General features: G+C 66.5%; 18 protein-coding genes and 1 riboswitch. Of the genes, 9 read left to right on the forward strand and 9 right to left on the reverse strand.

Features of this window, described 5'->3' with window-relative positions; translation table 11 throughout:
- Positions 1 to 17 precede the first annotated feature (17 nt).
- Positions 18 to 2,531, reverse strand: a complete 2,514-nt coding sequence (locus ACZ9YD_RS14205) for an alpha/beta hydrolase family protein (protein WP_465075915.1) — start codon at positions 2,529 to 2,531, stop codon at positions 18 to 20.
- A gap of 386 nt (positions 2,532 to 2,917) precedes the next feature.
- Positions 2,918 to 4,639, reverse strand: a complete 1,722-nt coding sequence (locus ACZ9YD_RS14210) for a LysM peptidoglycan-binding domain-containing protein (RefSeq protein WP_465075917.1) — start codon at positions 4,637 to 4,639, stop codon at positions 2,918 to 2,920.
- Positions 4,640 to 4,850: 211 nt separating this feature from the next.
- Positions 4,851 to 4,925: riboswitch (S-adenosyl-L-homocysteine riboswitch) on the forward strand.
- 36 nt (positions 4,926 to 4,961) lie between these two features.
- Here ACZ9YD_RS14210 and ahcY point away from each other — a divergent pair.
- Positions 4,962 to 6,410 (forward strand): adenosylhomocysteinase, encoded by a 1,449-nt coding sequence (gene ahcY, locus ACZ9YD_RS14215; RefSeq protein WP_465075918.1) that lies wholly within the window; start codon positions 4,962 to 4,964, stop codon positions 6,408 to 6,410.
- Between the two features lie 78 nt (positions 6,411 to 6,488).
- On the opposite strand, the gene ACZ9YD_RS14220 is transcribed toward ahcY, so the two are convergent.
- Positions 6,489 to 7,655, reverse strand: coding sequence for a hypothetical protein (locus tag ACZ9YD_RS14220; RefSeq protein ID WP_465075919.1), 1,167 nt, complete (start codon positions 7,653 to 7,655; stop codon positions 6,489 to 6,491).
- 348 nt (positions 7,656 to 8,003) lie between these two features.
- On the reverse strand, positions 8,004 to 10,856 hold the full coding sequence (locus tag ACZ9YD_RS14225; RefSeq protein WP_465075921.1) for a TonB-dependent receptor: 2,853 nt from the start codon (positions 10,854 to 10,856) through the stop codon (positions 8,004 to 8,006).
- A 131-nt stretch (positions 10,857 to 10,987) separates the two neighbouring features.
- Here ACZ9YD_RS14225 and ACZ9YD_RS14230 point away from each other — a divergent pair, with 131 nt between their 5' ends.
- The gene (locus ACZ9YD_RS14230) at positions 10,988 to 11,767 is read left to right on the forward strand and encodes a DeoR/GlpR family DNA-binding transcription regulator (protein WP_465075922.1); all 780 of its coding nucleotides are present in this window, start codon (positions 10,988 to 10,990) and stop codon (positions 11,765 to 11,767) included.
- A 6-nt stretch (positions 11,768 to 11,773) separates the two neighbouring features.
- On the opposite strand, the gene ACZ9YD_RS14235 is transcribed toward ACZ9YD_RS14230, so the two are convergent.
- Positions 11,774 to 12,895, reverse strand: a complete 1,122-nt coding sequence (locus ACZ9YD_RS14235; RefSeq protein ID WP_465075923.1) for an amidohydrolase family protein — start codon at positions 12,893 to 12,895, stop codon at positions 11,774 to 11,776.
- 121 nt (positions 12,896 to 13,016) lie between these two features.
- Here ACZ9YD_RS14235 and ACZ9YD_RS14240 point away from each other — a divergent pair, with 121 nt between their 5' ends.
- Genes ACZ9YD_RS14240 through ACZ9YD_RS14260 form a run of 5 tightly spaced genes read left to right on the forward strand, consistent with a single transcriptional unit; the run spans position 13,017 to position 19,451 of the window.
- Positions 13,017 to 15,110 (forward strand): glycoside hydrolase family 36 protein, encoded by a 2,094-nt coding sequence (locus ACZ9YD_RS14240; RefSeq protein ID WP_465075924.1) that lies wholly within the window; start codon positions 13,017 to 13,019, stop codon positions 15,108 to 15,110.
- Positions 15,107 to 16,036: a DMT family transporter gene (locus tag ACZ9YD_RS14245; RefSeq protein WP_465075925.1), complete on the forward strand. Its 930-nt coding sequence runs from the start codon at positions 15,107 to 15,109 to the stop codon at positions 16,034 to 16,036. The genes ACZ9YD_RS14240 and ACZ9YD_RS14245 overlap by 4 nt, the downstream gene beginning before the upstream one ends.
- 25 nt (positions 16,037 to 16,061) lie before the next feature.
- On the forward strand, positions 16,062 to 17,351 hold the full coding sequence (locus ACZ9YD_RS14250; RefSeq protein ID WP_465075926.1) for a D-tagatose-bisphosphate aldolase, class II, non-catalytic subunit: 1,290 nt from the start codon (positions 16,062 to 16,064) through the stop codon (positions 17,349 to 17,351).
- The gene (locus ACZ9YD_RS14255; RefSeq protein ID WP_465075927.1) at positions 17,338 to 18,498 is read left to right on the forward strand and encodes an SIS domain-containing protein; all 1,161 of its coding nucleotides are present in this window, start codon (positions 17,338 to 17,340) and stop codon (positions 18,496 to 18,498) included. The genes ACZ9YD_RS14250 and ACZ9YD_RS14255 overlap by 14 nt, the downstream gene beginning before the upstream one ends.
- A gap of 2 nt (positions 18,499 to 18,500) precedes the next feature.
- Positions 18,501 to 19,451: an N-acetylglucosamine kinase gene (locus ACZ9YD_RS14260; protein WP_465075928.1), complete on the forward strand. Its 951-nt coding sequence runs from the start codon at positions 18,501 to 18,503 to the stop codon at positions 19,449 to 19,451.
- A gap of 10 nt (positions 19,452 to 19,461) precedes the next feature.
- On the opposite strand, the gene ACZ9YD_RS14265 is transcribed toward ACZ9YD_RS14260, so the two are convergent.
- The gene (locus tag ACZ9YD_RS14265) at positions 19,462 to 20,019 is read right to left on the reverse strand and encodes a DUF3228 family protein (RefSeq protein WP_465075929.1); all 558 of its coding nucleotides are present in this window, start codon (positions 20,017 to 20,019) and stop codon (positions 19,462 to 19,464) included.
- A gap of 110 nt (positions 20,020 to 20,129) precedes the next feature.
- The gene (gene mqo / locus ACZ9YD_RS14270) at positions 20,130 to 21,833 is read right to left on the reverse strand and encodes a malate dehydrogenase (quinone) (RefSeq protein ID WP_465075930.1); all 1,704 of its coding nucleotides are present in this window, start codon (positions 21,831 to 21,833) and stop codon (positions 20,130 to 20,132) included.
- A gap of 210 nt (positions 21,834 to 22,043) precedes the next feature.
- On the opposite strand from mqo, the gene metF reads away from it, so the two are divergent.
- Entirely contained in the window at positions 22,044 to 22,868 is an 825-nt protein-coding gene (gene metF / locus ACZ9YD_RS14275; RefSeq protein WP_465075931.1) for a methylenetetrahydrofolate reductase [NAD(P)H], read from the forward strand.
- A gap of 55 nt (positions 22,869 to 22,923) precedes the next feature.
- Positions 22,924 to 23,505 (forward strand): hypothetical protein, encoded by a 582-nt coding sequence (locus ACZ9YD_RS14280; protein WP_465075932.1) that lies wholly within the window; start codon positions 22,924 to 22,926, stop codon positions 23,503 to 23,505.
- A 42-nt stretch (positions 23,506 to 23,547) separates the two neighbouring features.
- Here the strand turns inward: ACZ9YD_RS14280 and ACZ9YD_RS14285 are convergent, their stop codons facing one another.
- Both ACZ9YD_RS14285 and ACZ9YD_RS14290 read right to left on the reverse strand, forming a co-directional pair.
- Positions 23,548 to 24,915, reverse strand: coding sequence for a sensor histidine kinase (locus ACZ9YD_RS14285; protein ID WP_465075933.1), 1,368 nt, complete (start codon positions 24,913 to 24,915; stop codon positions 23,548 to 23,550).
- The gene (locus tag ACZ9YD_RS14290) at positions 24,902 to 25,585 is read right to left on the reverse strand and encodes a response regulator transcription factor (protein ID WP_232148898.1); all 684 of its coding nucleotides are present in this window, start codon (positions 25,583 to 25,585) and stop codon (positions 24,902 to 24,904) included. The genes ACZ9YD_RS14285 and ACZ9YD_RS14290 overlap by 14 nt, the downstream gene beginning before the upstream one ends.
- Positions 25,586 to 25,733 lie beyond the last annotated feature (148 nt).

Consider the following 25,733-nt stretch of genomic DNA (forward strand, 5'->3'; position numbering starts at 1 on the left):
TTCCAACGCTCTGATGCTCAGCGCGCCGCGTCTTCTGCCGGACGATTCTTCACGTACTGGTCGAGCCAGGCATTGGTCTCGTAAAGCATATGCAGGATCGATTCGCGCGCGCGGTAGCCATGCGATTCCTTGGGCAGCATCACCAGGCGTGCGTTGCCGCCGAGGCCCTTGATCGCAGCGAACATGCGTTCGCTCTGCATCGGAAATGTACCGGAGTTGTTGTCCTCTTCGCCGTGGATCAGCAGGATCGGATCCTTGATGTCGCCGGCATAGTTGAACGGTGACATCTGCAGGTAGGTGTCCTGCGCCTGCCAGTAGTTGCGTTCTTCGGCCTGGAAACCGAACGGGGTCAGCGTGCGGTTGTAGGCGCCGCTGCGCGCGATGCCGGCGGCGAACAGGCGCGAATGCGCGAGCAGGTTGCCGGTCATGAAGGCGCCGTAGGAATGCCCGCCGATCGCGACGCGTCGACGGTCCGCGACGCCGCGGCGCACCGCCTCGTCGATCGCGGCCTCGGCGCTCGCCACCAGCTGTTCGATGTAGGTGTCGTTGGGTTCCGCAGTGCCCTCGCCGATGATCGGCATCGACACGTCGGCGAACACCGCATAGCCCATCGCGAGGAACGCCTGCGGCCCCCAGTAGCCGATCGCGTTGAAGCGATGCGGCGAATCGGTGACCTGGCTGGCGGCATCGGCGGATTTGAACTCGCCCGGATACGCCCACATCAGCATCGGCAACGGACCGTCGCGTTTGGCATCGTAGCCGGCGGGCAGATACAGCGTGCCGGTGAGATCCACGCCGTCCTTGCGCTTGAAGCGCACGAGTTCCTTCTGCACGTCGCGCAGCTGCGGCGTGGGATGCTCGAACGCGGTCAGCGGTACCGGCGCCGCGTCGTCGGCGGTGGCCTGCAGGTTCCGCACGACGTAGTTCGCCGGCTCGGTCTGGGTCTCGCGCGAGGTCAGCAGACGCGTCGCGTCGGCATCGAGCACCGCGCTCGGTGATTCGTAGTACGGCGCCTGCGAATGGAACAGCCGCGCGGTGCTGCCGTCGGCGAGGTTCTGGCGATCGAGAAACGGGCGGTCGCCTTCCTCGGAGGCACCATCCCCGATGCGGTAGATGCTGTCGCCGTCCGATGCGATCAGCAGGCGGCTGTTGCCGGTGGCGTCGGGCATCGTCACCGCCATGCCCGGATCGGCGTAGCGGTCCTCGTAAGACCCGTCACGCACCATCACCGCTTCGCCGCCATCGGGACGCAGGCGCCATTCGCGGATGCGCCGCGTCTTCCACCAGTATTCGCTCAGCAGTGCGAGATCGCCGCTGCCCCACTGCATGCCTGCATAACGCATCGACAGTTCGGCCAGCACCTGCGGCTGTCCGCGGAACGGGGCGGCCTGCATGTAGACGATGTCGCGCACCGCGACCTCGCGCGCCGGATCGCCGCCATCCTGCGCTTCCACCCACGCGAGCGTGGCAGGCGCATCGCTGCGCCAGGCCACCGAACGCTTACCGGTCGGTACCGCATCGTTGCCGACCGGCAGACCTTCGACCAGCGGCAGCGTCGCGACAGTGTGCTGCACCTTGCCGTCCAGACCGACGACCTCGATGCGACGGGGGAATCGCGAATACGGCACCAGATACGAGAACGGACGATCGATCTGCTGACGCAGGATGTGGCGGCCGTCGGGCGACGTCGTCGCGCTGGTGGTGAGGCCCGGGGCACCGATCGGCGACACGGTGCCGTCGAGCGCCACGCGCGCGAGCTGGCTGGTCATGTAGTGCGCGAACACGCGCGCGTCCTGCTCGCTGCGCAGCAGATCCTGATAGGTGCGCAGCTGCTGCACGGTGCCACCGGTGCCGGTTTCCTGCACGTTCGGGCCTGCGGGAATGCCATCGTCCTGCGGCAGGTCGCCCGGCTGCCGCAGGCGCACCAGCAGGCCGGCGCTGTCGGGCATCCATTCGAAGCCGTTACCGACCACGGCATTGAGCGGCTGTGCGAGCAGGCGGCGCGCCTGGCGCGTGGCGACGTCAACGATCCACAGCTGCACTTCGCCAGCGCGCACATCGACCTGGCTGAAGGCGATGTGGCGCTGGTCCGGCGACCATAGCAGCGAGGCCAGCGACAGCGGCTCCGGCAGGCCGGCGATGCGCTGCTCGCCGCCGCCGTCGACCGGCTTGAGCCACAGATCGGTGACGAACGACGCGCGGCTGGTCGAATACGTCTTCGGATTGATGCGGATACCGCCGAGCTTGAGTTCAGGCTGCGCGACTTCGGCGATGCTCGGCAGCGCCGGCGTCTGCAGGAACGCGACCAGATCGCGCTGCGGGCTGAGCAGCAGGCGCGGCGGACGCGGCGCATCGACGATCGCCTGCAGCGCTTCGGGCGGCAGCTGGTAGCCGGTATCCGCAGACGCGTGCGCGCTCTGCCCATCACTCGCGACTTGCGCGAACACGGGCGCCCCCCAGGACAGGCTCGCGGCGAGCAGCGTGGCGGAGACGACGACGGAGAGACGGCAGCGGGGACTCGTGGAAGACATCGGCAGGCGATCCGGAAGCACACGGGTCGTCGAGCATAACCGCCGATTCGGGCCGGGCTGCCGCACGTGGGACGGGACCGACGGGACTTGCGCCGCAGCGCAGGTTTCGTCAGGCGATGCGCCTGTCCGCGACGCTCAAAAAACGGGGCCGCCCGAAGGCGGCCCCCAAACCTGACATCCAATCGATGCCAAACCGTGCAGCGGATGAGGGCGTGTCATCCATCCCCGAGCAGGTCGCGTTGGGTTTGAAAAGCCGTCAGCCGGTGTTGCGTGGCGCCGTGCCTGACTGGCCGTCAGGTCAAGCCGCGCGGCGCCGGCTGGCGCCTTGCCAGGCCCAACCCGAAGGGCCGTTCCTACGCGCGCCCGCTCGGGATGGGTGATACGCCCTAGTGCGACTGCACATCCGCATCGATACGTGCATAGCTGTCGTTGGCGACGTTGCCGTCGGCGCCCGCGGAGATGGTCTGCAGACGCGCGGCGAAGCCGTAGGGATCGCCGCCGAGATTGCGGGCCAGCGACACGGCGAAGTCCATCGTGTTGTTGACCGGGTTGCCGCTGTAGTCCTCGACGAGCACGCGCAGATCGCTGTGCGCGCCACCAATGCCCTGTCCGCCTTCGACCGTCGCGCGGGTCTGGCCGATCAGCGCTTCGAGCTGCGATTCGCTGAAGGTCAGCGTGACCGTTTCGCCCGCACTGACCGGACCACCGCCGTCGAATCCGCCGGTCAATGCCCAGTTCAAAAGCTCGGCATTGGCCTGCTCTTCGCTGCCTTCGTTCTGGCCGAGGATGTTGCGCTCGAACCAGTTGTAGGACGGTCGATCGGTGCTGAGTTCGAACGCATAGCTGCGCTCGCCCGGCAGTTCGTTGCCGGCGGCGTCGAAGCGCTGCTCGATCGTCAACGGCACGTTGCCGCCATAGCTCAGATCGGTGGTCAGCGCGCGTGAGCCGTCGGCGTATTCCACCTGCACGGAACTGCCGAGGTTGGCCTGGCCGCCGAGCGCGATGTTGAGCTGGTCGAAGCCGGCGCGCAGCTGGGTCTGCGAGGAATAATCGATGCGCGAAACCGTTGCGACGTTGTCGACGCCTGGCGTCTCGTGCGCGACCTGGCCGGTCGCGTTGAAGTGCGCATACGCGGCCTGGCCTTCGACGCTGGCGATGTCGAACTCGGCCGTCTGCAGTGTGGCGCCGTGCAACTGGTCTTCGCGACCCGCCATCACCGACAGATCGCCCACGCGCAGGCCGACGCCGTTGAATGCATTGATCGTCTCGGTCGGGCCGGTGGTCACGCGCACGGTGTCCTCATCTACGCGTTCGACGGTGTAGCTCACGCCGTCGGACGCCTTGATATTGGTCTCGGTGCCGATCATGCGGAACGAGCCGGCGAGCGCGGTTTCGGTGAACGCGCTGCTGTCGAGGGTGACGCTGCCATCAACCGGGATCGTCGTCGGATCGAATGGATTCACCGCGGCTGCCGCTTCGACGGTTTGGTCTTCGCCGGGCAGCGTGACCTTGTACGTGGACTCGAAACCGGTCGCGGCGCTGGCCTCGACCTCGGCGCCGCCGCGCCCGCCCGCGTTCGCTTCACCCGACACGCTGATCTGCGAACCGGTGGTCACCGAGAACGAGGTTTTGCCGTCGTCCTGGCTTTGCTGCAGTTCGACCGAAGACTCGCTGGCCACACTGATCGACGCGCCACGGCTGCTCGCCGGCGCGCCCTCGGCGCGGTTGTTGCCGAGCTCGGCCTCTTGCTCCGAGGTCAGCTTCAACGCCCGGCTGTCGGGCTGCCAGGTGATGCTGCCATCCGACGTTTTCGCGCTGATCTTGACGTCAGTGGTGGCGTGATTCGCGCTGCCGCCGTCAATGTCGCCGCTGGCGCTCATCGGCGAGGCGGGGATCTCGATTACATCGCCCGGCTGGATCGCATTACCGCCCTGCGAGGTCGGCGAGACCAGCTGCGGATTGGCCGCGTGGATCGCCTCGGGACTGACCATGTAGCGCTCGGCGAGCGTGGCGACGGTCTCGCCAGCGACCACGTTGTGTCGCGTGGGATCGAGCGTCGGAGTGGGCAGTGTCTGGGCAATCGAGCCGCCGCCATCGTGTACCTGCATGTTCACGCGCTTCGCCTTTTCGGATTCATGGACGCCGCGCACTGCGCAGCCCGCACATGGTCTTGCATGCAGGCCGCGGTGACCTACTGGGGTAAACCCGAGGCGGGCGCCGCAGCCTGAATTTCCGTTCATGACGCGGCGGGCGATCCGCGCGGTGGCCGCATTCGGCAGCAGGTCGTCAGTCATGCAGCTGCGATAGAATGGCGGTCGCCTCGCCGAGGGGCGCTGCGACCGTGAGAGCACGGCCAGGCTCGGCGCGGTGTCCTGTGAACGGCGCCCGTAATCGCGAATGCGCGCGGCGCATTCCACTACGGAGCCTGCCATGAATGCACATCTGAAGACCTTCTCGACCGAAGGCGATTACAAGGTCGCCGACATTTCGCTCGCCGACTGGGGCCGCAAGGAACTCGACATCGCCGAGCACGAGATGCCGGGCTTGATGTCGATCCGCAAGAAGCACGCCGCCACCCTGCCGCTCAAGGGCGTGCGCGTGACCGGTTCGCTGCATATGACGATCCAGACCGCGGTGCTGATCGAAACCCTCAAGGACATCGGCGCCGACGTGCGCTGGGCGTCGTGCAACATCTTCTCGACCCAGGACCACGCCGCCGCCGCGATCGCCGTGACCGGCACGCCGGTGTTCGCGTGGAAGGGCGAGACGCTCGAGGAGTACTGGGACTGCACGCTCGAAGCGCTGAGCTTCCCCGACGGCAAGGGCGGCCTGATTGGTCCCGAGCTGGTGGTCGACGACGGCGGCGACGTGACCCTGCTGATCCACAAGGGCTTTGAACTCGAGAAGGGTGACGACAGCTGGGTCAACAGCACAGGTGGCAGCCACGAAGAGCAGGTCATCAAGGCGCTGCTCAAGCGCGTGCGCAGCGAGCGTCCGGATTTCTGGACCCGCACCGTCGCCGAGTGGAAGGGCGTGTCGGAAGAGACCACCACGGGTGTGCACCGCCTGTACCAGCTGGCCCAGGCCGGCACGCTGCTGGTGCCCGCGATCAACGTCAACGACTCGGTCACCAAGTCGAAGTTCGACAACCTCTACGGCTGCCGCGAGTCGCTGGCCGATGGTCTGAAGCGCGCGATGGACGTGATGCTGGCCGGCAAGGTCGCCGTGGTCTGCGGCTACGGTGACGTGGGCAAGGGCTGCGCTGCGTCGCTGCAGGCCTACGGCGCACGCGTCGTCGTCACCGAGATCGATCCGATCTGCGCACTGCAGGCGGCGATGGAAGGCTTCGAGGTCAACACGATCGAGTCCACGCTGGGCCGCGCCGACATCTACGTCACCACGACCGGCAACAAGGACATCATCACGGTCGAGCACATGCAGGGCATGAAGGACCAGGCGATCGTCTGCAACATCGGCCACTTCGACAACGAGATCCAGGTCGACGCGCTCAATGCGATCTCGGACGTCGAGAAGATCAACATCAAGCCGCAGGTCGACAAGTACGTCTTCGGCAACGGCAACGCGATCTTCCTGCTGGCCGACGGCCGCCTGGTGAACCTGGGCTGTGCGACCGGCCACCCGAGCTTCGTGATGTCGAACTCGTTCGCCAACCAGACGCTGGCGCAGATCGACCTGTGGGCGAACAAGGACCGCTACGAGAACAAGGTCTACCTGCTGCCCAAGCAGCTCGACGAGGAAGTCGCGCGCCTGCATCTGGAGAAGATCGGCGTAAAGCTGACCACGCTGTCGAAGGAACAGGCCGACTACATCGGCGTGCCGGTGGAAGGCCCGTTCAAGCCGGACCATTACCGCTACTGATCGATCCGCTTCGGCGGATGCGACACCGAACGGGCGCCGCAAGGCGCCCGTTTTTGTTTGGAGATTCGTACGTTGCGACTACGGCAATGCCGCGTTGAACTGGATCTGCTGGCCCGCCACCAGACGGTCGCTTTCGATGTCGACATCCAGCGACGCGCGCGCGTGCGCACCGATGCACGCTTCGCCGGTCAGCTCGGTGTCGGGCATCAGGCCCTTGAGCGACGTATTGAACCGGTGACCATCTGCAGTCGGCCAGGCGTCGTAATAGATCGGCGCCACGCCCTCGTTGCGCACCGTCATCCGCACACACTCGCCATTGCTCGACAGCGACGTGACCCGGAACGCGTACCCGGTCGCCATGCCCGCCTGCCGGATGCGTGCGCGTGGCTGATACGCCGGCTGGTCGTTGCCGATCATGTAGCTGATGCGGTACTGCGTGGCGAAGGATTCGAAGCTGCGTCCCCAAGCCCCGTCCGGCAGGTCCAGCACATGGGCCTGGTCGTACTCGCTGTAGTAGTTGAACTCGCCGCCCGCCGGTCCGGTCTGCACGCGCTGGTCGCCGAAAAACCGCCACGACGCGCGGTTGTATTCCTGGTCGGTCGTCGAATGGGTTTCATGCATGAAGGAATCGTCGAACACGCCGAAGCGCAGTTGCCGCAGCGCCGGCACCGTCGAGAACGGCGAGTAGGTGCTGCTTGCCGCGTCGATGGACAGCGACCACGGCGTCTCCACGAACGCGTCTGACAGATGCCCGAGGAACTGCTGCTGGAACGCCTTGGATGGAAACGTCCGGCCCAGCGTCAACGGCCCGTCCCACAGGTGGTACTCGGCGTACGACCCGAAACCCACCTGCACGAACGCGATACGTGCATCGAGATCGTAGCGCTGCGCGAACCGGCTGTAGAACTCGAGGATGAAGGTCTGCAGCGTGGCCGAGCGCCAGTCCGGCACAAAGGTCCGGCGTCCTTCGACATCCGGATACGACACCGTGTGGTCCGGCGCATTGGCCACGTAGGCCGGCACCGAGACCGTGCTCTGGCCCGGATACGTGTCGTGGAACCGCAGGATCATCTGGTGCCCGCGCGCAGCCGCCGAGGCCAGACGTGCTTCAACCGGCGCCCAGTCGTAGTCGTCCGGCCCGCGGACGACATCGCTGTACTTGAAGTAGGCGAACTCCAACTGCACGTCGTCGCCGAGCGCGGCGAGGTCGGATGTGTTGTCGTTCCACAGCACGATCCCGGTCATCGGCTGCACCCGATCGATCGTGGACTGGAGCGGCACTGGTGTGAAATTCGCCGCGCGCAGGCGACGCGGCGCCTGCACCTGATCAGCCGCCGTCGCATCGCGCGACGAGACAGCAGACGCTTGCCTGGAACCGCCGACAGCGGGAACCGCAGGCGCGCCAGGAGACACCGCACCTGCGATCGCGTCGCCCCATCGCTGCAGGACGCCTGCCTGCGACGCGCCCACCACGGCTGCGAGCGCCGCGGCCAAGACGCTGCCCACCAGAATCTTCCGATTGTTTTTCATCCACGCCATCTCCTTCAGAGAAAAATCGTGGCCGTGACGCCCCCTGTTTCGCCCCGCCCCTTGTCAGAACCGGTAACTCAGCCCCAGCGTCACCGACCGCCCATAGCGGTAGTAGCCCTGCGGCAGCATCGGATTGCCGTTGATGCTGTAGGTGTTCTCGTCGTCGAGCAGGTTGCTGCCTTCAAGCGAAATATCGAAGCGATCGTTGACGGCGTAGGACACATGCGCCGTCAGCCAGGTGATCGGATCGGCTTCTTCGTTGAAGCCCTCGCCCAGCACGTTGATCGCGGTCACGAATCCGTCGGTATGGTCGGCAGTCGCGCCGAGCGACCACGCCCCCTTCTCGTACATCAGGCCCAACGAATAGACCGACGGCGCGATGCCTTCAAGCGGGCGCTCGAGGTCGCCGACAATGCTCTTCGACCAGTTGCGGGTGTATTGCGCGCGCAGCCCGAAGCCGTTCTCCCAGAAATGCTGCAGGCCCGCCTCGATGCCGCGCACCGTGGCGTAGTCGCCATTGATCGGGCGCATCACATTGAACAGGGTCGGGCCGGTGGTGATCGGTGTGCCATCGAGCCCGAGGATCGGGCCGACGCCGATGTCCTGCCCCGGCTCCCAGCTGGTGGTGATCTGGTTCTCGATCCGCTTGTAGAACACCGCGACGTTGGCGATCGACTTGTCCGAAAAATACCACTCCAGCGACACGTCACCCTGCTTCGCGCTGTAGGGCTGCAGATCGACATTGCCCCCGTATATCTGGGTGAATTCGCCCCAGGAGACGCTTTCGGTCGTGTTGGTCGGCGCGAGCTGGTTGACCGGCGGGCGGGCCATCGTCTTGGCCGCACCCAGGCGCAGCTGCAGGTCATCGGTGAAGCGCCAGGTGAAGTTGCCCGACGGCAGTACGAACGTGTAGTCGCTCTCCTGCCGGATCGGCGTGGGATCGGCGTACTGGGCGGTGAAATTGAACGCGCCGTACTCGGTGATGCTGAGGATCTTCGCGTCCCACGCTTCGGACTGCGTCTCCGTCTTGACCAGACGGACACCGACATCGGCACTCCAGCGCTCGCCCTTCAGGTCTGCCTGCACGAAGACGGCATCGGTCTTTTCGCTGACGCGATAGCTTTCCAGCGGATTCCAGCGAGGCGCGGCGTTCGAGAAATCGTAGGCGGTGCCATCGGGACGCAAGGCGCCGTCGTACCCGCGCAACTGCGCCAGATAGTTCGGCACGTCGAAGGCGAGGAAGGTGCGGGGGAACGTGCTGTGCACGCCCTGCATGAAGTTCGGCAGGCTGAATGTCTGCGACAGCACATTGCCGCCGAGCGCGTCGACGTTGATCGCGTTCGCCGACGAGTAGTAGTCGGCGCCGCCGTTGAGCGTGTTGTTGATGAGGTCGCGCTGCTTGCTGCGGTCGGTGCGCGTGGCGCCGAAGTGCAGCGTGTCCAGGACGCCGCTGCCGACATAGAACTTGCCGGCCAGCGTGCCGCCGGTGATCTCGTCGCGGATGTCATCACCGCGCAGCTCGAGGTAATGCGTATCGAAGTCCGACGCACCGAACGCGCCACTGGCCAGGCCATCGACCAGACCGCGGCCATCGCCGAAAACAGCATCGACGTTCGGTAGACCGCCGTCGAGCGAGATCTGCGCGACGTTGGGCTGGTTCATGCGCAACACCGCGTACGTATCCTGGCCACCCGAATAGCGCTTGGAGGTCGACCGGTACACATCACCGCTCACGCTCAAACGATCGGTGACGTCCCATTGCGCGTTCAGGCCATAGAGGTCGGTATCGACCACGCGGTGTTCGGTCTGGTTGAGCAGCTCCGGATTGAGGCGCTGCTCGGGATCCGGATTGTCCATCGTGAAACCGGTGACGATGCCGTCCTGCACGGTGATGTCGGACCAGCGCCCCGGCGCGAACAGCGGATAGAACGACTGCTGATAGCCGACCTGCGGCGAATCGAGTCGGGTCTGCAGCCCATCGAGCACGATGCGCACGCTGTCCGATGGCCGCCATTCGAACTTGGCGGTATAGGCCCGGCGCTTCTTCTCTTCGAGGATCGAACCGACCCGGAACTGGCCGGGCGCAATCAACCCGTACTCTTCGGGGTCGAGTTCGCCGTTGTCGTTCAGATCGATGTTGCCGCCCCAGGCATTGCCGGACCAGTCGGTCCCGGGCACCGGGTTGCGGGTCCAGCCGCCGTCATTGCCGGCGATGTCGGTCCGGTCCTTGCGCTTGCCATCGACCACGCCCAACAGCACGCCGAAGGTGTCGTCGGCGAACGTGTTGCTGTAGACGACCGAGAACTTGCGCCCGTTCTCCTCGGACATCTGATTGTGGTCACCTTCCACGCGCACCACGCCGTGCTGGCCCTTCTGGTCGAACGGGCTCGCCGAACGCAGGTTGATCAAGCCGCCGATCGCACCTTCGGTCAGCGACGACTGCGCACCCTTGATGACGTCGGCGCCGCTGATCACGTCGGCCGGCAACACGTCATAGGCGAAATCGCGGCCGGCACCGTCGGTGGCCAGGATGCGGCCGTTGAACGTGGTCAGCGTGTACTCCGGTCCCAGGCCGCGCACGCTGACCGACTGGCCCTCACCACCCGCCGTGCGCGAGATCGACACGCCGGTGATGTGGCTCAGCGAATCGGCGACGTTGTCATCGGGAAACTTGCCCAACTCCAGCGCGCTGATCGAATCCTGCACGGTGGCTGCGTCGCGCTTGAGTTCGACCGCACGGGCCAGGCTGCCACGGACACCCGTGACCACGACCGTGTCCAGCGACTCGATCCGTTCGTCGACGCGCGTCTGCGGATCATCGGGGACCGGCTGCTGGGCGAAGGCCACAGCAGGCGCGACCAGCGCCAGCGCGATGCTGCAGAAGAGCGGATTGCGGAACGGACGGACAGTCTTCACGGTGGGTTCCTCGATGTGGTGGCGTGGGGGCTACCTACAAAACGAAACCGAGACTAGCTCAGGTTTCGTTTAGCATCAACACCGAAATGTAACGAAATCACGATATACTCGGGGCGCACCTCGGAGCCGCCATGATCACGACCCGCGACACCAGCCAACGCCGCCTGCAGATTAGTGAGCTGGTGCGCCAGCAGGGCAGTGTCCAGGTCAACCCGCTGGCCGAGCGATTCGGAGTCAGCGTGCAGACCGTCCGCAAGGATCTGCGCTATCTCGCCGAGCGCGGCGTCATGGCGCTGACCTATGGGGGCGCGATCGACAGCAGTGTGGTCGGGGGGGCGCCGACCGAGCCCGCCTACGAGGCCAAGCGCGGCGCTCATCTCGATGAGAAACGCAGGATCGGCAAGCGCGCCGCCAGCCTGGTGAAGCCGGGCGACACCATCGCCATCGATTCGGGCACCACCGCCATCCGACTCGCAGAAGCGCTGCCCAATATCGAGGTCACCGTGGTCACCAACGACTTCGGCGTACTGGGCGCACTGATCTCCAAGACACACATCGAGATCGTGATGCTGGGCGGCGAGCTGCGGCGCAAGAACATGGCGTTCTACGGCGGCCTGACCGTGGATGCGCTCGACGCCCTGCACGTGGATGTGCTGTTCCTGGGCGTGGACGGGTTCGATCTCGAGCGCGGCATCACCACCCACCACGAGCCCGAGGCGATGCTCAACCGCAAGATGGTCGAGGCCGCTCGCAAGGTGGTGGCCATCACCGACAGCTCGAAGTTCGGAAAGGTTTGCCTGCACCGGATCATCCCGGTGTCCGGGCTCGATGTGTTGATCACCGACACCGATGCGCCGGACACGATCCGCGAGGCCAGTCACCATCTCGGTTTCGAGCTGCTGCTGGCCTGATCCGGCTCAGCCGCGGGGCGAGATGAACACCCGTACCGCGTTCGCATAATAGATCTTGTCGATGACGTCGCGCGGCAGCGCCAGCCCGGCCACGTCGGCGCGGATCGTCTCGATGCGCTGCGATTGGCCGGTGGCCAGGAACATCCAGTCAGAGCGCCATACCGCATGCGCGGACCGGCGAAAGGCCTGCGGGTCGCCGCCCGGTTCCTGGGTCAGGTCGGTGCCGTACAGCAGCCGGTCCTGATAGGTGATGAAGAACGCGCGGACCTTCGCGGGCTCGCGCACCGCCTGGTACTGGACCTGACTCATGCGCGCCGCCAGGTCGACCGAGGCGGCGGGAAACCGGTCGAGAAACGCACTCAGACGGTCGACATTCCACTCCAGGCTGGCCATGTGCGCGCCGACGAACGGCAGATCCGGATGTGCCTCCAGGAAGCGGTCGCGCACCGCCATGTGGTCTTCGTATCCCGGCTGATCGGGATGCAGATACATGTGGTACTCGGGATGGTTGCCGAAATATTCGCGGTCGTTGTCGGTGGTCATCGCATCGAGCGGCAACCAGCAGTTGTGCGGTTCGCCCTGGTGTCCGATCAGCGGTACCCCGAGGGCCTGGATACGGTCGATGACGGGCAACAGGCCCGGATGATCGAGCATCACCAGACGGCCCGCCGCGTCCTTCTCGACCATGCCCACGTTCTTCCATATCTTGACGGCAAGCGCGCCACGGACGACGTCCGCCGCCAGCGCCTGACCGGTGGCGTCGGCCCAGCCCGGCGCATCGAACCCCTGCATGGAGAACGTCGTCGCCCAGTGGAAGCGCGACGGGTCTGCGGCCGCCTGCTGCAACGCGATCGCGTGCTGCACAGGCACCGGCGGAAACGCGGGATAGTCGACGTTGATCGACAACAGCTCGAAGCCATCGGTGCGCGCGGCCTCGAGGAACGCGCCCGAATCGGCATTGGCGTGGACGTGCGCGTCGAACTTGCGCACCGAGGCGAAATCGCCCATTGCATAGCGATCCGGCGCCGCCGCAGCGGGCTGCGCAGACGGACCGGGCGAGGTGCCGGCACAGGCGCAGAGCAGCAGGCACGGCCACAACAACACAGCAGGACGATGGCGCAGACGCATGCTTCACCCAAGTCGATTATTGAAACGAAACTTTTTTAACACATAACGAAAGATAATTGTTGCAGCTATTCCGAGATAAAGGCAGACTCCGGCGACATCGATCGAAAGGGGAATCCAGCAGATGCTGCCGATCCGTCGCCGCACCCTCCTCAAGCTCGTGTCCGGCACCGCGGCCTACGCTGCTGCGCTGCCTTTGGTGCAAGCCGCCAGCCCGACGACCGCCAGCGCATCACGCGCCATCGCCCACGACAGCCTGCTGTCGATCGAATTCGACGCCGCGCTGCACAGCCGGATCTCGGCACGGGGACAGGCGATCACCGGCTTTGACGCCAGCGAGGCGCTGCTGCTCGACGACGGCACCGCCCTCGAGGATTTCGCGTTCGTCGACGAGAAAATCGAACGCGTGCGCGATGGGCGTCATGGTGCGGGGCGCCGGCACACGCTGCGCGGCCGCTCGACGGGCGGTATCGAGAAGACCGTCATTTTGACCTTCCACGAGCGCTATCCGGGCATGGCGCTGCTGCAGACGCGCTATCGCAATGACGGAGACACGCCGCTCGCACTCGCAGGCTGGCGTAACGCCGCGCACGAGATGGCGGATACCGGTGACGGCTTCTGGAGCTTCTCCGGCGCCACGCACACCGACCGCCGCGACTGGGTGCAACCGCTGGTGGAGGGCTTCGACCAGCGCAACACGCTGGCGATGGACTCGTCCGACTACGGCGGCGGCACGCCCGTAGCCAACATCTGGCGACGCGATGTGGGCTTGGCTGTGGGCCACGTTGAACCCAAGCCGCGGCTCCTCGACCTGCCGGTCGCGCGCACCGACACCGGCGCACGCATCGCGATCGAAGGCCTGCGCCCATCCACCCTCGCGCCGGGCGACAGCCTGGCGAGCGATCGCAGTTTCGTCAGCGTGCATACCGGCGACTATTTCGCCGCGCTGTTGCATTACACCGGCTGGATGGCCGACATCGGCATCGCCGCCCCGGAAGTGCCGGCCTCGGCTTTCGCGCCGATCTGGTGCGCCTGGGGCTACGAGCGCGACTTCACCACCGAACAGGTGCTCGGCACCTTGCCCAAGGTGAAGGAGCTGGGCTTTGAATGGGTGGTGCTCGACGACGGCTGGCAGACCAACGAGGGCGACTGGCAGATCGACCTGCGCAAGTTCCCGCGTGGCGAGGACGACATGCGTGCGTTCGTACAGGGGATCAAAGCGCAGGGCCTGCGCGCACGGCTGTGGCTGGCGCCGCTCGCGGCCGATCCCGGCAGCGAAGTGCTGTATCGCCACACCGACATGTTGCTGCTCGACCAGGACGGCGCCAGCCAGGACGTGACCTGGTGGAATGCGTTCACCCAGTGTCCGGGCTACCAGCCCACCGTCGATTTCTACGTCGCACTGGTGAAGAAGATCATCGGTGACTGGGGCTTCGAAGGCCTGAAGCTCGATGGCCAGCATCTCAATGCGGTCGCGCCCTGCTATAACCCCGCGCACAACCACGCCGACCCGATGGAATCCTGCGAGGCGGTCGCCACGTTCTGGCAGGCGATCCACGACGCCGCGCATGAAGCCAACCCGGACGCGGTGGTCGAACTCTGCCCATGCGGCACCGCGTTCGCATTCCACAACATGCCCGCGACCGACCAGTACCCGTCGTCCGATCCGCTGTCGTCATGGCAGGTGCGGCACAAGGGCAAGACGATCAAGGCGCTGATCGGCAAGCGCGGCAGCTATGCCGGCGATCACGTGGAACTGTCCGATGGCGGCGCGGACTTCGCATCGAGCGTGGGCATTGGCGCGGTGATCTCGACCAAGTTCACCTGGCCCAATGACATCCCCGATCCGAAGCTGGACATGCCGCCGGGCGGCCTGGTGCTCAACGCGGAGAAGGAAGCGCTGTGGCGCAAGTGGATCGATCTCTACCGTGACCACATGCTGCCCAAGGGTGACTACCTCGGCACGCTCTACGACATCGGTTTCGACAAACCCGAGACCCACGTGATCGCGAAGGATGGCGCGCTGTACTACGCGTTCTATGCCGATCAATGGAATGGCCCGCTGCAACTGCGCGGCCTGGGCCGTGGCCGCTACCGCGTGCGCGATCTGTTCAACGGCACCGACCTGGGCACGGTCGATGCGCGCAGCGACACCCTGGCCGGCGCGTCGTTCGAACAGTTCATGCTGCTGCAGGCCACACCGGACGGCGCCGCATGAGTACGACTGCGATCACACCCGGCGGCGCCCGCCGCGCCTGGTTGTGGTACGCCCTGTCGACGGTGGTGCTGTGGGGTGTCTGGGGCGCGCTGTCGGGTCTGACCGCCAGTCCCGCGTTTCCCGAGACCTTGGTCTACTGCGTCTGGGCACTGACGATGGTGCCGCCTGCGCTCTTCATCCTGTGGCGTAACGATTGGACCGTCGACCGCAGCGCGCGTGCGATCGGCTACGGACTGACGATCGGCCTGCTCGGCGCCGGCGGCCAGATGCTGCTGTTCAAGGCCCTGACCCTGGGCCCGGCGTACTTCATCTTCCCGATCATCTCGCTGTCGCCGGTCATCACCATCGCACTGTCGTTCACCCTGCTGCGCGAGCGCACCACGCGCATCGGCGCGATCGGCGTGGCCTTGGCGTTGCTGGCCTTGCCGCTGCTGGACCTGGGCTTCGGAAGTGCCGACGGCGAGGGGCTGGGCTGGTTCGTGCTGTCGCTGCTGATCATGGCCGCATGGGGCGTGCAGGCGTATTTCATGAAGCGTGCGAACGATGTGGTGCGCGCAGAAAGCATCTTCTTCTACATGGCGCTCGGCGCGCTGCTGCTCGCACCGGTGGCCTGGCTCATGACCGATTTCAGCCAGCCGATCGAGACCGGGCTGCAAGGCCCGTGGCGGGTCGCCGCGATCCAGGTGCTCAATGCGATCGGCGCGCTGTGCCTGGTCTACGCGTTCCGTTACGGCAAGGCGATCGTCGTCGCGCCGTTGACCAACGCCGGTGCGCCGCTGATCACGGCGGTGCTCGCGCTGCTCCTGGCCAGCGTTGTGCCCGGCCCGCTGAAGCTGGTCGGCCTGCTGTTGGCGTTGATCGCTTCGGTTCTGCTCGCGCTGGAACCCGAACGCGACGCGACGCCAACTGTGGCCGTCGACCCGTAACTTCCTTTTCCGAACGAGAACCGCAATGCATGCCCTGCTCGATCTGGTCGCGCGCCACAAGAACGGCAACGCGGCCGGCATCACCTCCATCTGCTGCGCCCATCCGCTGGTGCTGGAGGCCTCACTGCGCCATGCGCAGCGCCATGACCTGCCGGTCGTCCTGATCGAAGCCACCTGCAACCAGGTCAACCAGGACGGCGGCTACACCGGCATGACGCCGGCCGGTTTCGTCGAGTTCGTGCACGGCATCGCCACGCGCGTCGGCTTCGATCGCGTACGCATTGCGCTCGGCGGCGACCATCTCGGCCCGAATCCATGGACCGCGCTCGACGCCGATGCCGCGATGGCCAAGGCCGACGTGATGGTGGCCGCGTACGTGGCGGCCGGCTTCCGCAAGATCCACCTCGACTGTTCGATGTCCTGCGCGGGCGACCCGGTCCCGCTGCCCGAGCCAGTGATCGTCGAACGCGCCGTGCGGCTGTGCCACGCGGCCGAAGCCGCGTACGCACAGGCCGGCGGCGAGCCCCCCGTCTACGTGATCGGCACCGAAGTCCCAGTGCCTGGCGGCGCGACCGAGGACATCGAAGGGCTCGCGGTGACCACACCCGCCGCCGCACTCGCCACGATCGACGCACACCGCGATGCGTTCGCCGCGGCTGGCCTGCAGGACGCGTGGACGCGGGTGATCGCATCGGTCGTGCAGCCGGGCGTGGAATTCGACCACCACCAGGTCATCGACTACGCACCCGACGCTGCACGCGCGCTCAGCGAGGCGATCGCCCCGCTGCCGGGGCTCGTGTTCGAAGCGCACTCGACCGACTACCAGACCCGCGACGCGCTGGCGGCACTGGTGCGCGATCACTTCGCCATCCTCAAGGTCGGGCCGGGCCTGACATTCGCCCTGCGCGAAGCACTGTGGGCACTGGATGCGATCGAGCGCGAATGGATTGCGCCGGCCCGGCGCGCGAATCTGCGTGATACCGCCCTCGCGCGACTGCACGCAGCGCCCGGCTACTGGCAGCGCTACTACCACAGCAGCGGCGATGCGCTGACGATCGACCTGCAATACAGCCTCAGCGACCGCATCCGTTATTACTGGCCGGACCCGGCCATCGAACAGGCCTGCACACGCCTGTTCGCGAACCTGCGCGAGACGCCGCCGCCGATGCCGCTGGTCGGGCAATACCTGCCGCAGGCGCTACGTTCGCTGCGCGCTGACCACGCATCGCTCGATCCCGCCGCCCTCGTGATGGCCCACATCGCAACCACCCTCGATGACTACCACCATGCAAGCCGTCCCCATGCACTCTCCTGAACTCCTCGGCATCCCGGAAGCGGAGCTCTCCGCCAGCGGCGCGCTGTGGACCGCGCGCGAAATCGAACAGCAGCCGCGCATGCTCGAGCGCACGCACGCGCTGGTCGCCGCGCTCGCCACGCAGATCGCGGCGTTCGTCGACCCGGTGACCGGCAATCCGGCCGCGCGCGTGATCCTCACCGGTGCGGGCACCTCGTCCTACATCGGGGAATGTCTGGCACCGCTGCTCGATCGGCAACTCGCCGCGCGGGTCGATGCGATTCCTACGACCGATATCGTCAGCGCACCGCGTCTGTATCTCGATCCGGCCCAGCCGCTGCTGCTGGTCTCGTTCGGACGCTCGGGCAACAGTCCGGAAAGCGTTGCCGCCGTCGAGCTCGCCGAAACCCTGGTCGCCGACGTGCGGCATCTGGTAGTGACGTGCAACGCCGATGGCGCCTTGGGCAAGGTCCGCGTGCGCCAGGTCATGACGCTGCTGCTGCCCGAAGAAACCCACGACGTCAGTTTCGCGATGACCTCCAGCTTCAGCTGCATGATGTACGCCACGCTGGCGGCGTTGAGCGGACCCGACACATTGGGCTTCCGCGTCGGGGCCATCGCGCGTGCCACTGCACGCGTGATCGCCGAGGCCAATACGCAGGCGCGCGCACTGGCACTGGCGGGTTTCGACCGCGTCGCCTGGCTCGGCAGCGGCCTGTTCAAGGGCCTGGCGCGCGAAGCCGCGCTCAAGCTCGGCGAACTCACCAACGGCGGCGTGGCGACGTGCTTCGAATCGCCGATGGGATTCCGCCACGGTCCCAAGACCTTCATCACCCCTCGCACGCTCGTCTGCGTGTTCGTCTCCAACGACCCGCTGACCCGCCGTTACGATCTCGACCTGCTCGATGAACTGCGCGGCGATGGTGCGGCCGGACACGTGATGGAGATCACCGCAGGGGCGCCGCATGGCAACAGCTCGGACGCATGCACCGTGCCCGGCCTCGCTCAGGCCGGCGATGTCGACCTGCTGTGGCCCTACATCGCCGTCGCGCAGCTGTTCGCATTCCACGCCTCGCGCGCGATGCACATCCGCCCGGACAGTCCGAACGCGCAGGGCACGGTGAACCGTGTCGTCCAGGGCGTGCGCCTGCATCCGATGGTGGATTGAGCATGGCGGCCTGCTACCTCGGCGTCGACGGCGGCGGCACCAAGACCCGCTTCGTTCTGATCGATGCCCAAGGAGCGGTCGCGGCGGAGGCGCAGCGCGGCACGAGCTACCATCCGCAGGTCGGACTGGATGGCGTGCGCGCGATACTCGCCGATGGTCTGGCCGACGTGCTGCGGCAGGCCGACATCGACGCGGCAGCGATCGACCATGCGTTCTTCGGCCTGCCCGCACACGGCGAAGACAGCACGGTCACCCCGCTTCTCGACGCGATACCCGGCGTACTGCTCGGTCACCAGCGCTACACCTGCGGCAACGACATGGTCTGCGGCTGGGCGGGATCGCTGGCCTGCGCCGACGGCATCAATATTGTCGCCGGCACCGGTTCGATCGGCTATGGCCAACGTCGCGGCCGCGACGCGCGTGCGGGCGGCTGGGGCGAAGTGTTTTCCGACGAAGGTTCGGCGTACTGGATCGCGACGCGGGGGCTCAATGCGTTCTCGCGGATGAGCGACGGGCGCCTGCCGCGCGGCCCGCTGCACGCGCTCTTCCGTGAAGCGTTGCAGATCACCGAGGATCTGGACGCCTGCGCGCGCATCTACGGCGGACAGGCGTTCGCCCGCGGCGAACTGGCGCAGCTGTCGCCGGTGGTCGCGCAGGCAGCCGCCCAGGGCGATGCGATCGCGCAACGCATCTTCAACGATGCCGGCGCGGAACTCGCCGCGATTGCCGCTGCGTTGCGCGAGGCCCTGCAATTCGAGCACGACGAACCGACGCCGGTGTCTTACTCGGGCGGCGCTTTCAGTGCTGGCGAAGGCGATCTGCTGTGCAGGCCGTTCGCCGACGCGCTACAGGCAATCTCACCCGCGTTCCGACTGCAGACGCCGCAGCACGCGCCGCATTACGGCGCCGCGCTGTACGCGGCGACACTCGCAGGTCTCACGCTTCGAAACTGACGTCGCAGCCTCAAGGCCGCCAGTTCGCGTTCCGTTCCCAGAACTCCACGCTGCGACGGTAGGCCTCGCGGTCGAGCGGGACGCCGGAACCGCCCTCTTCCACGCCCAGCGCGTTGCGCAGCATCGTGATCGGGGCCATCGGAATCTCTTCGGGTTCGGCGGTGTAGATGCAGCCGACGATGCCCCAGTCGGCGTCGATCGGCGCCCCCTCTTTCGCCAGTTGTTCGGCGCTGTAGAGGATCACCACCAGATACTCCGCCCGCGGCGAATCCACGCCTTCGAACCAGCGCACCAGCACCGGCAGTTCCGCACTGTTGCGCGTCTCGTACGCCGAGCGCAGCAGGTGCCGGTTGGCATCGGTGATCGGCACGGTCAGGCAACGCGTCGAGGTCCAATTGCGGTGCACATGCAGTTTGCAGAACGGCGCGTAGCCATCGAGCACGGCGTGCGGCGCTTCACTGTTGAGATGCGCCTCGAACTGCGCAGGCGTGATGTCCTGGATGGTGTTGCCGCGCGGCGTGCGGGGAAACAGACGCGGGCGGGCAAAGGGCGTGAGGACGATGGACATCGGGCAGTCGTCAGCGAGGGCGCGACAGGGTAACGCGCCTGCATCGCGCAAGAAGAAAGGCGGGCCCGAAGAGGCCCGCCTTTCTGTTTCCGCTCACGACAAACATTCGATCACAGCGCCTGCATGCGCCAGTCGAGCTCGGCGTCGTCCGGGCCTTCGTCGGGGCCGTGCAGTGCGTCGTTCGCGGCCGGCGGCTGGCCGTCACCGATCGCCGCACCCGGCACCTCGTGGTACGGCAGCTGCAGCACGCGGCTGGTCATGCCGCGGATGCGATTGGTCAGCGCGACATCGGTGTTGAGCGTGTGGCCGAACGACGGCACGATCTGCGCGATGCGTTCGCGCCAGGGGCCGTCCATCTGCGCCGGATAGGCCTTGCGCATCACGTCGAGCATGATCTTGGGCGAGGTCGACGCACCCGGCGACGCGCCCAGCAGCGCGGCGATGCTGCCGTCGGCATCAGTCACGATCTCGGTGCCGAACTGCAGGATCGCGCCCTTCTCCGGATCGCGCTTGATGATCTGCACGCGCTGGCCCGCCGTCACCAGGCGCCAGTCGGCGGGCTGCGCATCCGGGTAGTACTTCTGCAGTTCGGCCATGCGATCAGCGTCAGACAAGCGCGCCTGACTGATGAGGTAGCCGACCAGATCCCGGTTCTCCGCGCCGACGCGCATCATGCCGGCGACGTTGTGGTTGTTGACCGACGAGAACAGGTCGAACCACGAACCGTGCTTGAGGAAGCGCGTGCTCTGCAGCGCGAACGGGCCGAACAGCAGCACCGGCTTGCCGTCGAGCTTGCGCGCATCGAGATGCGGCACCGACATCGGCGGCGAGCCCTCTTCCGCCTTGCCGTAAGCCTTGACCTCGTGGCGCGCGGTGACGGCCGGGTTGTCGGCGGCAAGGAACTGACCCCCGACCGGAAAGCCGCCGTAGTTCGCGGCTTCCGGAATGCCTGAGTGCTGCAGCAGCGTCAGCGCCGCGCCGCCGGCGCCGACGAACACGAACTTCGTGCGGATCGAACGGGTGGTGCCGGTGGCGAGATCGTGCACGGCCACAGTCCAGGCGCCATCGTCCTCGCGCTGCAGCTTGCGCACTTCGTGACGCAAATGCAGGCCGAAGTTCGGACTGCGCTCGAGCGCCTGGGTGAGCTGGCGGGTGATCACGCCGAAATTCACGTCAGTTCCGAGCGGCATCCAGGTCGCGGCGATCTTCTGCGCGGGATCGCGCCCCTGCATCATCAGCGGCGCCCACGCGGCGATCTGCTGCGGATCTTCCGAGTACACCATGCCGTTGAACAGCGGCTCCTTCGACAGCGCGGCGTGGCGACGGCGCAGGTAATCAATGTTCGCATCGCCCCAGACGAAGCTCATGTGCGGAGTGGCGTTGATGAAATCGGTCGGCGCGCCGAGACGACCGGCTTCGACCTGGTGCGACCAGAACTGGCGCGAGATCTCGAACTGCTCGGCGATGTCGACCGCACGCGCGGTCTCGATGCTGCCGTCCTCGCGCTCGGGCGTGTAGTTGAGTTCGGCGAACCCCGAATGCCCGGTGCCGGCGTTGTTCCAGCCATCCGAACTTTCGAGCGACACGCCATCGAGGCGCTCGTACATCTCGATGCGCCAGTCGGGCTCGAGCTCCTGCAAATAAGTGGCCAGCGTGACGCTCATGACGCCGGCGCCGATCAGCACCACATCAACAGGCTCGGCGTTTTCCGGCTCGGGCGGCGCGCGTTCGAACAGCGGCCAGTAGAGGAACAGTCCAGCGGCGATCGCCACCAGCACAACGAGGCCGACGAGGGCCTTGAGGAATTTTTTCATGACGGGATCCTTGGGGGAGGACGCCGGTCGGCGGTCAGGACCGTCGAAGGGCACGGCCCGGCACATGGCCGGGCGACCGCTTAATTATAGGTGCCCGGCGGTTGGAGCCGGCGGGAAGGCGTGTTCCACCCGGCGCTGCGATGGGCAGGTCTTCGCATTCATCGCGATCAAGAGATACAATCGTGCGCACTCCGTCGTCGCAGGCCGCGCATGCTCCCGCTCAGCTTCGAGTTCTATCCGCCAAAGAACGACGACCAGCGCAGCCAGCTGGATCGCACCGCGAAGAAACTCGCCGCGCATGCGCCCGAATACGTGTCGTGCACGTTCGGCGCCGGTGGTTCGACGCTGAGCCACACGCCCGAGACCGTGCGCCGGCTCAAGCAGCAGCACGGGCTGGACGCTGCGCCGCATCTATCCTGCGTGGGCGGCAGCCGGGAGGAGATCCGCGAACTGCTGAAGCTCTACCGCGCGATCGGTTGCAACCGCATCGTCGCGCTGCGCGGCGATCTGCCATCCGGCATGGGCCACCCCGGCGATCTGCGCTATGCCGCCGACCTTGTGGCCTTCATTCGCAGCGAGTTCGGCGACCGGTTCCGCATCGAAGTCGGCTGTTATCCGGAGATCCACCCGCAGGCCGATGATGCGCGCGCGGATCTGCGCCATTTCAAGGCCAAGGTGGACGCCGGCGCGGACGCGGCGATCACCCAGTATTTCTACAACGCCGACGCCTACTTCCATTTCGTCGACAGCGTGCGTCGCGCTGGCATCGAGATTCCGATCATTCCCGGCGTCATGCCGATCTCTAACTTCAGCCAGCTGCGGCGTTTCTCCGAGGCTTGCGGCGCCGAGATTCCGCGCTGGATGCAGCGGCAGATGACCGCGCATGGCGACGATGTCGATGCGATCCGCGAACTGGCGGCGGACGTGGTCACCAGCCTGTGCGAACGCCTGATCGCCGGCGGTGCACCGGCGCTGCATTTCTACACGCTCAATCTGTCCAAGCCGACCCAGGCCGTGCTCGCACGCCTGTCCTGAGGCAACGGCCCGGGGGCCACTGTCGCCATCACCGGCCAGCCGTTAGGCTGCGCCGATGCCCTGCCGCCCCTACCCCGCCCTGCTGCTGACCGCTTCGGCGATCGCGGCTGTGTGCGCGCCAGCAGCGGTCTCTGCACAGGTGCGACGTTGCACCGCGCCCGACGGCGGCACGATCTACACCGATCGCGCGTGCTCGGCGGTCGGCGCGACGACGAGCACACCGCGACGCGGCACCGCGCCGTCCACGCTCCCGCGGATCGGGTGCCAACGTCAGCTGCGCGGCCTGATCCAGGAACTGAGCTTCGCGATCGACCAGCGCGATACCAATCGCGTCGCCGGCCTCTATCACTGGCAGGGGCTGAGCCAGAGCGGCGGTTACCAGATCCTCGAACGACTCGATGCGATCGCGCAGCGACCGCTGGTCAACATCACCGCGCAGCGACCAGCGCAGACCGTGGTCACGCAGGACCGCACGGGATTCTCCGGCTGGGTCAGCGCGCGTGACATTCCGACCGCGGCTCCCGAGCGTCCGCCGACCTCGCTGCGGATCGATCAGACCGGCGCGACTGGCAGCGGCACGGTGACGACCGTGTTCGCGCTGCGCCGGCATCTCGGTTGCTGGTGGGTGAGCCTGTAGAGGCTTGGAAGCCCGTTCCACGTTCGCGCCGCGAGGGCGGCATCAGTCGGCCGGCATCGACGGTCGTTCGGGCCGGAACGACAGCGTCGCGACGACACCGCGCACCGTGCCCGGCACCACACGCACCTGCCAGCTGTACAACGCGCACAGACGCCGCACGATCGACAGGCCGATGCCGCCGCCCTGCGAGTGCTCGGCGTGCGTGCCGCGATACCCACGCTCGAACAGCCGCGCGGCGTCCTCGGCGCTGAGGCCGGGACCGGAGTCGGCGACTTCGACGGTGTGCTCGCCCAGCCGCACCACCACCTCGCCTTCCAGCGTGTACTTGATCGCGTTGCCGACCAGATTGCCGAGCGCGACTGTGACCGCAGCCTCGGGCGCGTCGACGACCAGCGGTTGCGCGCCTGCTTCGAGCCGCAGCGTCAGCGGCTTGCCAGCCAGTTGCCCGCGGTGCGCGTCGAACAGTTGCTCGACCACGCGGCCGACATCGGTCGCACCATGCCCGCGCTCATTGCGAGAGAGCAGCAGCAAGGCGCTGATCAGATCGGTGCACTGCTGCTCGGCGCGCTGGATGCGCGCCAGGCGCGTGCGGGTCTTGTCGTCGAGTTCCGGGCGCGAGAGCAGCAGTTCCACCGCACCCTTGATCACCGCGAGCGGCGTGCGCAGTTCGTGACTCACGTCGGCGTTGAACTCACGGTCGCGTTGCACCACTTCGGTCAAACGGAACGCGTAATCATCAAGCGCACTCGCCAGCTGACCCACTTCGTCGTCCGGAAAATGCGGCGCCAGCGCCTCGGGCGTCGACGTGTCGCCGGCGCTGCGCAAGCGGTTCGCCAACGCCGACACCGGACTCATCACGCGCGCCGCCGACCACCAGCCGATCAGCAGTGACAGCAGCGAGACCAGCACCACGGAGCCAAAGATCGCACGCTGGAACTGGGTCGATCCGCGCATGGTCTCGCTCATGTCATAGGCGAGGAAGAACCACTCGTCAGGCGTCTTGCGCACTGCGAGCTTGTACATGAAAGGCGTGCCGTCTTCGTCGACGCCACTGAGGTTATGAATGCCGTCGCCCAGCTCGTACCAGTCGGGCTGGTCGCGCCGCAGTTCCTCGAACCGGTCCCGCCGGATCACGCGCCCCTGTATCTGCTGCACCGGCGCGGCGGGATTGCGTGTCGGGTCGACGTAGTAGCGGCGCGCGTACTCGTCGATGTTGCGGTTCATCAGATCTTCGACCAGCGTGTTCTCGACGCGGTCGCGCGCCTCCTGTGTCAGGAAGGCGAACAGCGTCGTGAGCCCGAGCCCGAGCAGCACGAACGACAGGATGATGCGACTGCGCAGGCGCCGCCGGTAGCGGCGGCGACCCCGCGTGCGGGCCGGCCGGCCCTCGCTGGCCTCAGGTGACCGCATCGGGAACCGCGATGCGGTAGCCGATGCCGTGACGCGTCTGGATGTACGGAATATCGAACGGCTTATCGATCACCGCACGCAGGCCATGGATGTGCACGCGCAGCGAATCCGAATCCGGCAGTTCCTCGCCCCAGACGCGGGTTTCCAGTTCCTGACGGGTGACCACTGCCGGGGACGCCTCCATCAACGACTGCAGAATCTTCAGCGCGGTCGGATTGAGCTGCAGCAGCTTGCCGCCGCGACGCACTTCCAGCGTGTCGAGGTTGTATTCGACATCGCCGACATCGAGCACGCGCGTGTGCGTACCCTTGCCGCGACGCGACAGCGCGTTGAGGCGCACTTCCACTTCCTGCAGCGCGAAGGGCTTGACCAGATAGTCGTCGGCGCCCGAATCGAAACCTGCGAGCTTGTTGTCGAGGCTGTCGCGCGCGGTGAGCATCAGCACCGGGGTCTGCTTGCGCGCATCGTTGCGCAGCTTGCGGCAGACCTCGAGACCGTCCATGCCCGGCAGGTTGAGATCGAGCACGATCGCGTCGAAATCGTGGACCACAGCCAGATGCAGGCCGGTGACGCCGTCGGCGGCGAAGTCGACGGTATGTCCGCGGTCTTCAAGATAGTCGCCGAGATTGGCGGCGATGTCCTGGTTGTCTTCGATGACGAGGATGTGCATTGGGTGTCCTTGGCGTCGCGCCCGCGGGGGCGCGCATTCGGTGAATACGGGTCTGCGCCGGATGATGGCACAGCGCTGCAATGCTTCCACGGCGACCGTCGTCGTCGCGCATACAAAATTCAGCCGGCCTGCTTTGACATCGCATACC

It is taken from the genome of Luteimonas sp. AC640a (genome assembly GCF_979256585.1).